This window comes from Microbispora sp. NPDC004025 (assembly GCF_053604425.1).
This window is the reverse complement of record NZ_JBSGHN010000001.1, coordinates 435,134-448,229: the sequence shown is the minus strand read 5'-3', so window position 1 is coordinate 448,229 and position 13,096 is coordinate 435,134. Positions and strand designations below refer to the sequence as shown.

Here is a 13,096-nt window from a genome sequence, read left to right as displayed (position 1 = left end):
CCGGATACGCGTACGAAATCGGCGGGTAACGCGGGGGAAACGGCGGGTACCTATCGTCCCGCCATGCGGCTCACTCCACACGAACAGGAACGGCTCCTCATCCACGTCGCCGCGGGCGTGGCCCGCGAGCGCAAGGAGCGCGGCCTTCGCCTCAACCATCCGGAGGCGACGGCCCTCATCGCGTCCTTCCTCCTGGAGGGCGCCCGCGACGGCCGCAGCGTCGCCGACCTGATGGACGCCGGCCGCAAGGTCCTGCGGCGCGAGGACGTCATGGAGGGCGTGCCCGAGATGCTGGAGTCCGTCCAGATCGAGGCGACCTTCCCCGACGGCACCAAGCTCGTCACCGTCCACAACCCGATCACATGAGCGGCGCGGGCGTGCCGGGCGAGATCCTTTGCGGCGACGGCGCCGTGCCGCTGAACCCCGGCAGGGAGCGGATCACCCTGAGAGTCGTCAACACCGCCGACCGGCCGGTGCAGGTCGGGTCGCACTACCACTTCGCCGCGGCCAACCCCGGGCTGGAGTTCGACCGGGAGGCGGCCTGGGGCACCCGCCTCGACATCCCCGCGGGCACCGCGATCAGGTTCGAGCCCGGGGTGGAGCGCGACGTCACGCTGGTCCCGCTCGCGGGGAACCGCGTCGTACCCGGACTGCGCCCCGAGTGGGCCGGTCCCCTCGACGGGAGGACCGATGTCTAGCGTCGAGCGCGCGCGCTACGCCGCGCTGTACGGCCCCACCACGGGCGACCGGGTGCGCCTGGCCGACACCGACCTGTACGTCGAGGTCACCGAAGACCTGTCGATGGGACCCGCCGGGGCGGGCGACGAGGCGGTGTTCGGCGGCGGCAAGGTCATCCGCGAGTCGATGGGGCAGGCCCGCACCACGAGGGCGGAGGGCGCGGCCGACCTGGTCATCACCGGCGCGGTCATCCTCGACCACTGGGGCGTGGTCAAGGCCGACATCGGCGTCCGCGACGGCCGGATCGCCGCGATCGGCAAGGCCGGCAACCCCGACACGATGGACGGCGTCCACCCGGACCTCGTCATCGGCCCGTCCACCGAGATCCTCGCGGCCAACGGCAAGATCGTCACCGCGGGCGCGGTCGACTCCCACGTCCATCTGATCTGCCCGCAGATCCTCGACGAGGCGCTCGCCTCGGGCGTGACCACGGTCGTCGGCGGCGGCACTGGACCCGCCGAGGGCACGAAGGCCACCACCGTGACCGGCACCTGGTACCTCGGCCGGATGCTGGAGTCCCTGGACTCCTACCCAGTGAACGTGGCCCTGCTCGGCAAGGGCAACACGGTCAGCGAGGAGGGGCTGCTCGAACAGCTGAGGGCCGGGGCGTCGGGCTTCAAGCTGCACGAGGACTGGGGCACCACCCCCGCCGCCATCGACGCCTGCCTGCGGGTCTGCGACGCCACCGGGGTGCAGGTCGCCATCCACACCGACACGCTGAACGAGGCCGGCTTCGTGGAGTCGACCCTGCGGGCCATCGACGGCCGGGCCATCCACGCCTACCACACCGAGGGCGCCGGCGGCGGCCACGCTCCGGACATCATCACGGTGGCCTCCCACGCCAACGTGCTGCCCTCGTCCACGAACCCGACCAGGCCGCACACGGTCAACACCCACCACGAGCACCTGGACATGCTCATGGTGTGCCACCACCTCAACCCCGCCATCCCGGAGGACCTGGCCTTCGCCGAGTCGCGGATCCGGCCGACGACGATGGCGGCCGAGGACGTCCTGCACGACATGGGCGCGATCTCGATGATCGGCTCGGACTCCCAGGCCATGGGCCGGGTCGGCGAGACGATCATCCGTACGTGGCAGACGGCGCACGTGATGAAGCGGCGTCGCGGGGCGCTGCCGGGCGACGGCCCCGCCGACAACCTCCGCGCCCGCCGGTACGTGGCGAAGTACACGATCAACCCGGCGATCGCCCACGGGCTGGACGCGGAGATCGGGTCGGTGGAGCCCGGCAAGCTCGCCGACCTCGTGCTGTGGAGCCCGGCGTTCTTCGGGGTCAAGCCCGACCTCGTAGTCAAGGGCGGCGTCATCGCGTACGCCCAGATGGGCGACGCGAACGCGTCGATTCCGACGCCGCAGCCCGTGCTCCCCCGCCCCATGTTCGGCGCGGCCCCGGTCACCGCCGCCGCGACCTCGCTGCACTTCGTGGCGCCGCTCGCGCTGGAGGACGGCCTGGCCGGCCGCCTCGCCGTCGGCAGGCGGCTGGTCCCGGTGGCCGACGTCCGCGCCCGGCGCAAGGACGCGATGCCGCTCAACGACGCCCTGCCGGACATCCGCGTGGATCCCGACACCTTCGCCGTACGCGTGGACGGCGAGCTGATCGAACCCGCCCCGGCCGAGTCGCTGCCGATGGCGCAGCGCTACTTCCTCTTCTGATGTCCGCCGTGAAGGGGGACGCGGCGCTGCTGCTGCTGGCCGACTCCCGGCTGCCGGCGGGCGGGCACGCCCATTCGGGCGGCGTGGAGGAGGCCGTACGGCTGGGCGCCGTCACCGGCACCGGCGACCTGGCGCGGTTCCTGCGCGGCAGGCTCGCCACCTCCGGCCTCGTCACCGCCGCGCTCGCCGCCGCCGCGTGCGAGCTCGCGGTCTCCGAGGTCGCCCTGGGATCCGCAGCCGGCCGCGGTGCCGATGCCGATGCCGCGGGTGAGCCGGTGACGGCGCTGTGGCGGCGGCTGGACGCCGAGGCCGACGCCCGGACCGCCTCACCGGCCCAGCGGGAGGCCGCGCGCACCCAGGGGCGGCTCCTGCTGCGCACGGCCCGCCGGATGTGGCCCTCGGCCGCGTTGGACGCGCTCGTGCGAGCGGTGCCGGAGGGTCCGCACCATCCGGTCGCGCTCGGCGCGGTCGCGGCCGCCGCGGGTTGCGGGCCCCTCCAGGCCGCGCTGGCCGCCGCCTACGCCACGGTCACCGGCCCGGCCACGGCCGCGGTGCGGCTCCTCGGCCTCGACCCGGTCGCCGTCCACCGCCTGCTCGCCGACCTCGCGCCCGCGCTCGACGAGATGGCCCACGCCGCCTGTGACTCGCTCGCGGACGCCGTCCCGCTCCACGATGAGCCGGACGAGGAGCCGTACGAGGAGTCCGGCGAGGAGCCGGACGATCGCAGCACGGGACGGCACGCGGGATGGCGGGCCGCGTGGCGGGCGCTGCCCGGGCACGGCGCGCCCGCGCTCGACCTCCTGGCGGAGGGACACCTGACCAACCCGGCGAAGCTCTTCGTCTCCTGACCTCCGACCCGACAACCCGCACGAGAAAGACGAGGTTCCCCATGGGCGCTCACCACGACGACGTCCACGACCCGGCCGAGCCCCACGGGCGGGCGCTCCGCCTCGGCATCGGCGGGCCGGTCGGCAGCGGCAAGACCGCCCTGGTGGCGGCGCTGTGCCGCAGTCTCGGCCCGACCCTGCGGCTCGGGGTCGTGACCAACGACATCTACACCACCGAGGACGCCGACTTCCTGCGCCGTGCGGGGGTCGTCGACCCCGGCCGCATCCTCGCCGTGCAGACCGGCTGCTGCCCCCACACCGCGATCCGCGACGACATCGCGGCCAACCTGGACGCCGTCGAGACGCTGGAAGAGCGGTTCGGGCCGCTCGACCTCGTCATCGTCGAGAGCGGCGGCGACAACCTCACCGCCACCTTCAGCCGGGGTCTGGCCGACCGGCAGATCTTCGTACTCGACGTGTCGGGCGGCGACAAGGTGCCGCGCAAGGGCGGGCCGGGGGTGACCTCGGCCGACCTGCTCGTGGTCAACAAGACCGACCTCGCGCCGATGGTCGGCGCCGATCTGACCGTGATGTCCCGCGACGCGGCGGCCGTACGGGACGGCAAACCGGTGCTGTTCACCTCGATCAGGGAGGACAGGTCCGCGCACACCGTCGCGGAGTGGGTGGTGACCATGGTCGACGCCTGGCGGCGCGAGCACGGGGAACCACACCACCACCACGCCGTTCACAGTGATTCCGGCCCCCACCCGGCCGCGGCGCCCTGACATGGCATCCGGCGCCGTGACGGCGCGGGCGCTGATCCGCACGGAGGCCGCGGGCGGAGGCCGGACCCGGCTGGAGACGCTCCGCTCCGACCCGCCGCTGACGCTGCGGCAGACCGGCCCCCGGCGGGTCCACCTCGTCTCGACGGGTGCGGGCCCGCTGCGCGGGGACCGCCTCGATCTCGCCGTGGACGTCGCCCCCGGCACCTCGCTGGAGGTCCGCTCGGTGGCCGCCACGCTGGTGCTGCCCGGTCTCGCGGACACCCCCTCGGTCATGGTCGTCCGGGCGCGGGTCGGGGCGGGCGCCGCCCTGCGCTTCTCCCCCGAGCCGACCGTCCTCGCCGCCGGATGCGACCACCGCCTCGTCGTACGGCTCTCGCTCGCCGAGGGCGCCACGGTCTTCTGGCGGGAGGAGATCGTGTTCGGGCGGCACGGCGAACGTCCGGGACGCGGCCACGCGCGGTTCGACGCGACCGTGGCGGGGCGGCCCCTGCTCCGCCAGGACCTTGTGATCGGCGAAGATACCGTGGACGGCAGCCCGGCCGTCTACGGGGACGCCCGATGCGTCGGCTCGACCCTCCTCGCGGGCCCCGCCTGGGCTCCGCCCGAGGAGCCTTACGCCGGGCCGGAGCGCCGGGCCGTCCTGGGGGACGGCTGGGCGGCCCTGCCCCTGGCCGGTCCCGGCGTGCAGGTCTGCGCGCTCGGCGCGGACGCCGTCCAGCTCAGGGAGCGCCTGCGGCGCGGCGAGGAGGCCGCCGACGCCGCCCCGCCACCCCGGCCACCGGCCGCCGTCCGGCCCGCCTCGGCCTCCGGACCACCCGCCGCCGACGACCACGAACTGGCGAACTCCTACTAGGGCGCTGTCCACCGGCGTCCATCAGGGTGGAGGAAGCGGAGTGGAGGGAGCGAGGACGGCAGCGGAGCGGGCTTCGCGAGGACCGGAGGTTCCTTCCGGCACTATGACCGGCCCGGCCGACGCTCGCGGACACCGCCGCCGGCCGTGGCCGGGGCTGAAACTCGCCGCCCCGCGCCGTAGCCTGGTGATCGTGTCGGAACCCACGCAGCATCCCGGCCGGTCGCGGCGAGGCACCAGCGTGGCCGGCGTCCTGCGGGCCGCCGGCGTCTTCGTCGCGGGGTTCGCACTGGCCGTGACCGCGCTGCTCCCGTGGGCCGGTCTCACCGCCGAGTTCGGCGTCCTCGACGCTTCCCTCACGCGCGCCGTGCGCGGCGTGGACGCGGGCCCCGGCTGGTTCGTGCTGGGCGCCGGCATCACGGCCATGCTGCTCGGCGTGCTCGGCGCGGCGCGGAACTGGCTGTTCACCGGGCTGGCGATCCTGCCCGGCGCGGTGGCCGCCTTCGCGCTGGCCATGTTCCTCGCCGACCCGCGCGACCTCGTGGGCCGGCTCGACTTCCAGGTCGCCGGGCTGCTTCGGGTGCACCCCACGATCCAGTACGGCTGGTTCGCCGCCCTGCTGGCCTCGGTCGCGCTGGCCGTCCTGGCCGCCGCCGCGCTGCTGCGCCGCCGGTGATTCTTCAGTCGTAGAAGCCGAGCCGCCGCAGCTGTTTGGGGTCGCGCTGCCACTCCTTGGCGACCTTCACCCGCAGGTCGAGGTAGATCCGGGTGCCGAGGAGCGCCTCGATCTGCTGCCGGGCGCGGGTGCCCACGTCCTTGAGCCTCGCGCCGCCGGGGCCGATCACGATCGCCTTCTGCGTGGGCCGCTCGACGAACATGTGGGCGTACACGTCGAGGAGGTCGTCGCGGCCCTCCCGGGGGTGCATCTCCTCGACGACCACCGCGATCGAGTGGGGCAGCTCGTCCCGCACGCCCTCCAGCGCGGCCTCCCGGATCAGCTCGGCGACCAGCACCTGCTCCGGCTCGTCGGTCAGCTCCCCTCCGGCGTACAGCGGAGGCGACTCCGGCAGCCGCTTGACGAGCAGGTCGGCGAGGACCTCGAGCTGCTCGCCGCCCTGCGCGGACACCGGGACGATCTCCGCGAACTCGGCCAGCGCGGACACCGCCAGGAGCTGGTGCGCGATCTGCTCGCGGGTGGCCAGATCGCATTTGGTGACGACCGCCACCAGCGGGGTCTTCTTGACGGCCGCGAGCTTCTCGACGATGAACCGGTCGCCCTTGCCGATCGGCTCGTTGGCCGGGACGCAGAACCCGATGACGTCGACCTCGGTGAGCGTGGACAGCACCAGGCTGTCGAGACGCTCGCCCAGGAGCGTGCGGGGACGGTGGAAGCCGGGGGTGTCCACGATCACCAGCTGGGCGTCCGGCCGGTGGACGATGCCGCGGATGGCCCGCCGCGTCGTCTGCGGCTTGGACGAGGTGATCGCCACCTTGGTGCCGAGCAGGGCGTTCATCAACGTGGACTTGCCGACGTTGGGCCTGCCGACGAAGCAGGCGAAGCCCGCCCGGAAACCGCTCGGTTCGGCGTTCATCGTCAGATGTACCGGCCCTTCAGCGAGCCGTCCGGAGCGGCCAGGAAGAGCGTGCCGTTCCCCATGTCCTCGACGACGGCCACGTCCGGCTCCGCCGGGTCGTCGGCCTCGGTGACGATCGCCGCGGCCTCCAGGGACTTCGCCCCGCTGGACACGGCCATGGCCACGGCCGCCTGCAGGGCCGAGAGCCGGAGCGAGGGCAACTCCACCGTGGTCGCGGCGTACGTCCGGCCGGTCTCGTCGCGCACCGCGGCGCCCTCGGGAGTGCCGCCGCGCGCCCGCGCCGACCTGGCCAGCGTAATGATCTTGTTGTCCTCGGGGTCCAGCGTCTCTGTCACGCGTCAAGCGTACCGACCTCACGGACGAGCAGCCGTGTCAGTTCGGCCGTACGGTCCGGGTCGGGCGGGGTCAGACCGGCGTGGACGAGCGCGATCAGCGTGTGGCCGGAGCGGGCGACGACCAGGTGCATGCGGTAGGGGTAGCCGCCGACCCGGCCGGCCAGGGCACGGGCGGCCGCGTCCGCGCCGCCGATTCCGGGCAGCGGCGTCCGCGTGGCCGCCAGGCGGTCGTACGGCGTGCCGGCGTCGGCCGTCGCGCAACGGGCGAGGGCGTCGCGGAGCGCGGCGAGGTGCCCGGCCGCCTCACCCCCGTCGTAGACGGCGACGCCGACCCCGGCGAGCTCGCCGGTGTGCGCGCCCTGGTACGTGGCGGCGGCCGTGCCGCTGAGCCCCTCGCGTGGCAGCCTGCCCGCCGCCGCGTCGAACAGCATGCGGCAGGCGCGGGCGCGGGGACGGAACGGCGGGCGCCAGGGCGCCCGGGCGTGGCTGAAGAACGCGTCGGGAAGGCCGTCCATCCTGCCGAGAAGGGCCCGCACACCGCTCGCGTCGCCCGCCTTGGCGGGGGCCCGGACGGCGGCGTAGGTGACCTCGCCCGTGCCGCAGCCGCCGGTGGCCAGGACCAGGCAGCCCGCGACGGCCGCGTGGACGATCCGCATACCCGCCTCCCCGCTTTGCCGGAGGTTTCCTTCCCCCGACCGCGTACGGGTAATCACTTTGCGTAATCGAAACGGGGCCCTCACCCTGAGCCGGGTGAGAGCCCCGCGTCGATGTACGGATCCCCCAAGGGAGGCTCCGGTGCGCCGCGAACCCCTCCCGGCGCGCCGGACTCCCCAATGAGGCGCCCCGAACCCCTTCTGAGCGCCTGGGACAACAATGGCCCCGCGCACTTGCAGCACGCTTGAAGGACGCTTGCAGAGGCCGGGCGGAGCGTCGTCACTCGTGGCCGGCGTCGGCCGTCACGACCTCGTCGCCCGTCGCGGGCTCCTCGCGGCGCACGACGACGGTGCTGATCCGGTTGCGGCGTCCGGCCAGGTTCTCGGCCGTCAGGCGCAGGCCCCCGACGACCGCCTCCGAGCCCGCGATCGGCACCCGGCCCAGGGCGTGGGCCAGCAGGCCGCCGACGGTGTCGACGTCCTCGACCTCGATCTCGGTGTCGAACAGCTCGCCGAGCTCGTCGACCGGAAGCCGCGCGGTCACCCGCACCGCCCCGTCGTCCAGCCACTCGACCCGCGGGGCCTCCTGGTCGTACTCGTCGGCGATCTCACCGACGATCTCCTCGATGACGTCCTCGATCGTGACGAGGCCGGCGGTGCCGCCGTACTCGTCGATGACGATGGCGAGGTGGATCTGCCGCGCCTGCATCTCGCGCAGCAGCTCGTCGATCGGCTTGCTCTCCGGCACGTACGTCGCGGGACGCATCAGCTCGTCCACCCGGACGCCGCCGTCGCCCGTGTCCTGGATGCGGCGGACGATGTCCTTGAGATAGGCGATGCCCACCACGTCGTCCTCGTTCTCCCCGGCAACCGGGACCCGGGAGAAGCCGCTGCGCAGGGCGAGCGAGAGCGCCTGGTTGAGCGTCTTGCCGCGCTCGATGAACACCATGTCGGTGCGCGGCACCATCACCTCGCGCACCAGCGTGTCACCCAGCTCGAAGACCGAGTGGATCATCTCCCGCTCGTCGGGCTCGATGACCCTGCGCTGCTCGGCCAGATCGACGAGGTCGCGCAGTTCGGCCTCGGAGGTGAACGGGCCCTCGCGGAAGCCCTTGCCGGGAGTGAGCGCGTTGCCCAGCAGGATCAGCAGCTCGGGCAGCGGGCCGAAGATCCGGGTCAGCCCGTACACGATGGGCGCGCTCGCCAGCGCGACCGGCTCGGCGTGCTGGCGGCCGAGCGTACGCGGCATGACCCCGACGATGACGTAGCTCACCAGGATCATGACCACGGCCGCCCCGGCGTACGCCTGTCCGCGGTCGCCCAGCCAGTCGATGAACAGCAGCGTCGTGATGACCGTGGCGATGAGCTCACAGCTCAGGCGTAGCAGGAGCACCAGGTTGAGGTAGCGCGGCGGATCGGCGACGATCGCCTGCAGTCGCACCCCGCCGCGCCGGCCCTCCTTGACGAACTCCTCCGCGCGCACCCGGGAGATGCGGGTCAGCGCCGTCTCCGCGCTCGCCAGCAGGCCGCCGGCCACGATCAGGAAGACGGCGGAAAGCAGCCAGCCGTTGCTCACGGCTTACGCCGCACCTCCCGCCAGGCGCCGAGCAGTTCGTCCTGCAGCCCGAACATCTCGGCGTGCTCCTCGGGCTCGGCGTGGTCGTAGCCGAGCAGGTGCAGGATGCCGTGCGTGCACAGCAGCTCCAGCTCGTCCTGCGCGCTGTGCCCGGCCTCGGCGGCCTGCTTGGCCGCCACCTGCGGGCACAGCACCACGTCTCCGAGCAGCGCCGGGTCGGGGGCGTCGTCCTCGTCCCGGCCGCCGGAGTTGGGCCGCAGCTCGTCCATGGGGAAGGCCAGCACGTCGGTCGGGCCGGGCTCCCCCATCCACTGCTCGTGCAGCTCGGCCATCGCCGCCTCGTCGATCACCAGGATCGACAGCTCGGCCAGCGGGTTGATCCCCATCCGGCCCAGGACGTGACCGGCCAGCTCGACCAGAGCCGACTCGTCGACCTCGACGCCGGACTCGTTGGCCACCTCGATGCTCACGGGGTCTCCTCACCCGTCATGCTCGTGCTCACCGCCGGTTGTTCCGCGGTCGCTTGTTGATCGCGCGCGGCTCGGAGGCCATCGCGGCGTCGTAGCGGCCGTAGGCGTCGACGATGTCGCTCACCAGCTTGTGCCGCACGACGTCGGCGCTGGTCAGCCTGCTGAAATGGATGTCCTCGATGCCCTCGAGGATGTGCTGGACGACCTTCAGGCCGCTGTCCTGACCGCCCGGCAGGTCGATCTGCGTGACGTCGCCGGTGACCACGATCTTCGAGTTGAAGCCGAGCCGGGTCAGGAACATCTTCATCTGCTCGGGCGAGGTGTTCTGCGCCTCGTCCAGGATGATGAAGGCGTCGTTGAGGGTCCGGCCGCGCATGTAGGCGAGCGGCGCGACCTCGATCGTCCCGGCCGACATCAGTCGGGGGATCGAGTCGGGGTCGAGCATGTCGTGCAGCGCGTCGTAAAGCGGCCGCAGGTATGGATCGATCTTCTCGTAGAGCGTGCCGGGCAGGAAGCCGAGCCGCTCCCCCGCCTCGACGGCGGGGCGGGTGAGGATGATCCGGTTGACCCGCTTGTTCTGCAGGGCCTTCACGGCCTTCGCCATCGCCAGGTACGTCTTGCCGGTGCCGGCGGGCCCGATGCCGAAGACGATGGTGTGCCTGTCGATCGCGTCGACGTACCGCTTCTGGTTGACCGTCTTCGGGCGGATGGTCCGGCCCCGCGTGGACAGGATGTCCAGGGACAGGACCTCGGCCGGACGATCGGTGGCCTGCCGCAGCATGTGGATGCTGCGCTCGACCGCGTCGGGGGACAGCTCGGCACCCGAGCCGACCAACTCCACCAGCTCCTCGAAGAGGCGCACGACGACGCCGCTCTCCTCCGGACTGCCGGTGATGGTGATCTCGTTGCCCCGCACGTGGATATCGGCGCTGAAGGCGCCCTCGATGACCCGCAGCAGCTCGTCACCCGACCCGAGGAGGCTGACCATCGGCTGCCCCTCGGGGATGACTACCTTGGCCTGGGTCTTGCTGATTTGCTGTGACTCGGACATGGGCGGCCCTTGCGGCCCTGATCGCCTCCCTAGTTCCTTCCCACTCTAGCCGCTCAGCCGGGGGGCCAGGTGAGGCTACGGCCGCCGATCACGTGTGCGTGCACGTGGAAGACGGTCTGCCCGGCGCCGGGTCCGGTGTTGAACACGACGCGGTAGCCGGTCTCGGCCACGCCCTCCTGCACGGCGACCGCGTGGCAGGCCTTGAGCAGGTCGTCGGCCAGGCCGTCGTCGGCCGCCGCGAGCGCGGCGGCGTTCTCGTGATGGGCCTTGGGCACGACGAGGACGTGCGTGGGAGCCTGCGGGTTGATGTCGCGGAAGGCCAGCGCCCGCCCGGCCTCCAGGACGATGTCCGCCGGGACCTCCTTGGCCACGATCTTGCAGAAGAGGCAGTCACTCACGCGCGAAAGCCTAGCCGTTGCGTTAGTTGATGACTGCAAAGATCCCCCCAGCTAATGTGAGTGTGCGAGACTGCACCAGAAAACCCCCCTAGTGTCGGGCGAGGACACCGCTGGGCCATGCCCCCTCATGATTCGGAAGAACGTAAACCCCCCGGGGATGACGAGCGTCCTATCGATGTGACCACCGAGACCCTCGTGGCCGACAGGTCGTTGGGAACGGTGCCCGTCGGGTGGGATGCCGACATGGCCGTGACGGCGCTGTACAGCGCTCACTATCGGTCATTGGTGCGTCTCGCCGTGCTGCTGGTGCGTGATGTGGCCAGCGCGGAAGAGGTCGTTCAGGACGCGTTCGTCGCCATCCACGGCGCCTGGCGCAGGCTGAGGGACACCGACAAGGCACTGGCCTACCTCCGCCAATCGGTCGTGAACCGATCGCGTTCCGTGCTGCGGCACCGCGCGGTCGTCGAGAAGTACGCGCCCAAGGGCCTGCCGGACGCGCCGAGCGCGGAGAACGGCGCGATCGGTGAGCTCGAGCGTTCGGCCGTCATCGAGGCGCTGCGCGGCTTACCCACCCGCCAGCGCGAGGCGCTGGTGCTGCGATACTACGGCGACCTGTCGGAGGCCGAGATCGCGCACGCGATGGGCATCAGCAAGGGCGCGGTGAAAAGTCACACGGCCCGCGGCATGGCCGCACTACGGATGGCACTGGAGCAGTTCTCATGACCTTCCCGCCCGACGACGAGTACGGCGAGTTGCTCCGCCGTGCCCTGCGCGCGGAGGCGGACGCGGTCGTGCCGTCTCCCGATGGACTCGAGATCATCCGCGGGCGGATCGACCAGCGCGGTCTGCGCGGCCTGCGGAACATGCTGTGGTGGCGCGTCGGAGCCGCCGTCGCCGGGGCCGTGCTCGTGGCGGGCGCGGTCGTGGCGGTCGTCCCCGGCCTGCGCGACCAGGTGGCGCAGTCGACGGGAATCGCCCCCGCCGGCGACGAGCGCGAGGACAGGACGGACACCTCGTCGATGAACCGGCCGCCCAACACGGCGCCCTCGCAGCCGGTCGTGATCGTGCCTGTTACACCGAGCCCGTCGCGCGGGCGGCCGAGCCCGTCCCCGACGCACAAGACGGGCACGACCACCAAACCGTCGCCCTCGCCGTCCGACCCCTGTGTCACATCCACGACCCAGGCAGGCGTCGTCGAGCCCGACCCGGCCCTGCCGCCGTCGTGCTCGCCGACCCCGGTGACGCAGCCGCCCACGGTCGCGCCCACGGTCTCGGCCCGCCCCTCGACGGCTCCGCCCACGACGTCCGCCCCGTCGTCGTCGGCCCCGAGCCCGATGCCGACGGAGACGGCCACGCTCAACTCGGCGAGCGAGTCGCCCGCTTCCTGACCGGCCCGCCGCCGCGGGCCGCCGTCACCAGCGGCCGCAGCGCGACAGCAGGACGGCCGCCGCCACCACGCCCGCCGTCGAGGTGCGCAGCACCGTGGGCCCCAGCAGGGCCGGTACGGCTCCCGCCTCGCGGAACGCGGCGATCTCCTCCTCGGCGACGCCGCCCTCCGGGCCCACGATCATGACGATGTCGCCCGGCCGCTCCGGCAGCGGCAGGCGGCTCAGCGGCTCGGCGGCCTCCTCGTGCAGCACGACCGCGAGCGCCGCCGCGGAGGCGAGCGAGCGGACCTGCGCGGTCGTGGCCTGCTCGGTCACCTCGGGCAGGTGGAAGCGCCGGGCCTGCTTGGCCGCCTCGCGGGCCGTGGCCCGCCAGCGGGCGAGGGACTTGGCGGCCCGGTCGCCCTTCCACTGCGTGACGCAGCGGGTGGCGGCCCATGGGACGATCACGTCGACCCCGGCCTCGGTCATCATCTCGACCGCGAGCTCGCCCCGGTCGCCCTTCGGCAGACCCTGCACGACCACCAGCCTCGGCCGGGGCGGCGGCACCTCGAACCGGCGCAGCACCTCGGCGGTCAGCGAGTCCTTGCCCGCCGCCGTGACCGTGCACTCGGCCACCCGCCCCGCGCCGTCGGTCAGGTCGATCCGCTCCCCCGGGCGCAGGCGGCGTACGGCGGCGGCGTGCCGGCCCTCCGGCCCGTCCAGGACGATGGTGTCCGCCGTCCGGCCGGCCGCGTCCGACAGGAACACGGGAACGCTCAT

General features: G+C 73.0%; 17 protein-coding genes. 9 read left to right on the top strand and 8 right to left on the bottom strand.

What is annotated here, in order from left to right; translation table 11 throughout:
- Window positions 1-63: 63 nt before the first annotated feature.
- The 7 genes from ACWEQG_RS02225 (at window position 64) to ACWEQG_RS02195 (ending at window position 5,547) form a co-directional block, all read left to right on the top strand.
- Window positions 64-366 (top strand): urease subunit gamma, encoded by a 303-nt coding sequence (locus tag ACWEQG_RS02225; RefSeq protein WP_139579487.1) that lies wholly within the window; start codon window positions 64-66, stop codon window positions 364-366.
- On the top strand, window positions 363-698 hold the full coding sequence (locus tag ACWEQG_RS02220) for an urease subunit beta (RefSeq protein WP_452280977.1): 336 nt from the start codon (window positions 363-365) through the stop codon (window positions 696-698). The genes ACWEQG_RS02225 and ACWEQG_RS02220 overlap by 4 nt, the downstream gene beginning before the upstream one ends.
- Window positions 691-2,409: an urease subunit alpha gene (locus ACWEQG_RS02215; protein WP_452280975.1), complete on the top strand. Its 1,719-nt coding sequence runs from the start codon at window positions 691-693 to the stop codon at window positions 2,407-2,409. The genes ACWEQG_RS02220 and ACWEQG_RS02215 overlap by 8 nt, the downstream gene beginning before the upstream one ends.
- Window positions 2,409-3,257 (top strand): urease accessory protein UreF, encoded by an 849-nt coding sequence (locus ACWEQG_RS02210; RefSeq protein WP_452280973.1) that lies wholly within the window; start codon window positions 2,409-2,411, stop codon window positions 3,255-3,257. Before ACWEQG_RS02215 ends, ACWEQG_RS02210 begins: the two co-directional genes overlap by 1 nt.
- A 41-nt stretch (window positions 3,258-3,298) precedes the next feature.
- The gene (gene ureG / locus ACWEQG_RS02205; protein WP_452280971.1) at window positions 3,299-4,021 is read left to right on the top strand and encodes an urease accessory protein UreG; all 723 of its coding nucleotides are present in this window, start codon (window positions 3,299-3,301) and stop codon (window positions 4,019-4,021) included.
- A 1-nt stretch (window position 4,022) separates the two neighbouring features.
- The gene (locus tag ACWEQG_RS02200; RefSeq protein WP_452280969.1) at window positions 4,023-4,874 is read left to right on the top strand and encodes an urease accessory protein UreD; all 852 of its coding nucleotides are present in this window, start codon (window positions 4,023-4,025) and stop codon (window positions 4,872-4,874) included.
- 190 nt (window positions 4,875-5,064) lie between these two features.
- Window positions 5,065-5,547, top strand: a complete 483-nt coding sequence (locus ACWEQG_RS02195) for a hypothetical protein (RefSeq protein WP_452280967.1) — start codon at window positions 5,065-5,067, stop codon at window positions 5,545-5,547.
- 4 nt (window positions 5,548-5,551) lie between these two features.
- Here the strand turns inward: ACWEQG_RS02195 and era are convergent, their stop codons facing one another.
- The 7 genes from era to ACWEQG_RS02160 form a co-directional block, all read right to left on the bottom strand.
- Entirely contained in the window at window positions 5,552-6,463 is a 912-nt protein-coding gene (gene era, locus ACWEQG_RS02190) for a GTPase Era (RefSeq protein ID WP_452280965.1), read from the bottom strand.
- A gap of 2 nt (window positions 6,464-6,465) precedes the next feature.
- Window positions 6,466-6,801, bottom strand: a complete 336-nt coding sequence (locus ACWEQG_RS02185; protein WP_346226559.1) for a cytidine deaminase — start codon at window positions 6,799-6,801, stop codon at window positions 6,466-6,468.
- A complete protein-coding gene (locus ACWEQG_RS02180) occupies window positions 6,798-7,457 on the bottom strand; it encodes a hypothetical protein (RefSeq protein ID WP_452280963.1) in 660 nt (219 codons plus the stop codon). Before ACWEQG_RS02180 ends, ACWEQG_RS02185 begins: the two co-directional genes overlap by 4 nt.
- A gap of 277 nt (window positions 7,458-7,734) precedes the next feature.
- Window positions 7,735-9,030 (bottom strand): hemolysin family protein, encoded by a 1,296-nt coding sequence (locus tag ACWEQG_RS02175; RefSeq protein ID WP_363469646.1) that lies wholly within the window; start codon window positions 9,028-9,030, stop codon window positions 7,735-7,737.
- On the bottom strand, window positions 9,027-9,500 hold the full coding sequence (gene ybeY / locus ACWEQG_RS02170; protein ID WP_076437834.1) for an rRNA maturation RNase YbeY: 474 nt from the start codon (window positions 9,498-9,500) through the stop codon (window positions 9,027-9,029). Before ybeY ends, ACWEQG_RS02175 begins: the two co-directional genes overlap by 4 nt.
- Window positions 9,501-9,528: 28 nt before the next feature.
- Window positions 9,529-10,551, bottom strand: coding sequence for a PhoH family protein (locus tag ACWEQG_RS02165; protein ID WP_452280961.1), 1,023 nt, complete (start codon window positions 10,549-10,551; stop codon window positions 9,529-9,531).
- A 53-nt stretch (window positions 10,552-10,604) separates the two neighbouring features.
- A complete protein-coding gene (locus tag ACWEQG_RS02160; protein ID WP_452280959.1) occupies window positions 10,605-10,949 on the bottom strand; it encodes a histidine triad nucleotide-binding protein in 345 nt (114 codons plus the stop codon).
- 243 nt (window positions 10,950-11,192) lie between these two features.
- Between ACWEQG_RS02160 and ACWEQG_RS02155 the strand changes: the two genes are divergently transcribed.
- A complete protein-coding gene (locus tag ACWEQG_RS02155; RefSeq protein ID WP_169945498.1) occupies window positions 11,193-11,672 on the top strand; it encodes a SigE family RNA polymerase sigma factor in 480 nt (159 codons plus the stop codon).
- Window positions 11,669-12,337, top strand: a complete 669-nt coding sequence (locus ACWEQG_RS02150; protein WP_452280957.1) for a hypothetical protein — start codon at window positions 11,669-11,671, stop codon at window positions 12,335-12,337. Before ACWEQG_RS02155 ends, ACWEQG_RS02150 begins: the two co-directional genes overlap by 4 nt.
- A gap of 24 nt (window positions 12,338-12,361) precedes the next feature.
- On the opposite strand, the gene ACWEQG_RS02145 is transcribed toward ACWEQG_RS02150, so the two are convergent.
- Window positions 12,362-13,096: a 16S rRNA (uracil(1498)-N(3))-methyltransferase gene (locus ACWEQG_RS02145; protein ID WP_363469639.1), complete on the bottom strand. Its 735-nt coding sequence runs from the start codon at window positions 13,094-13,096 to the stop codon at window positions 12,362-12,364.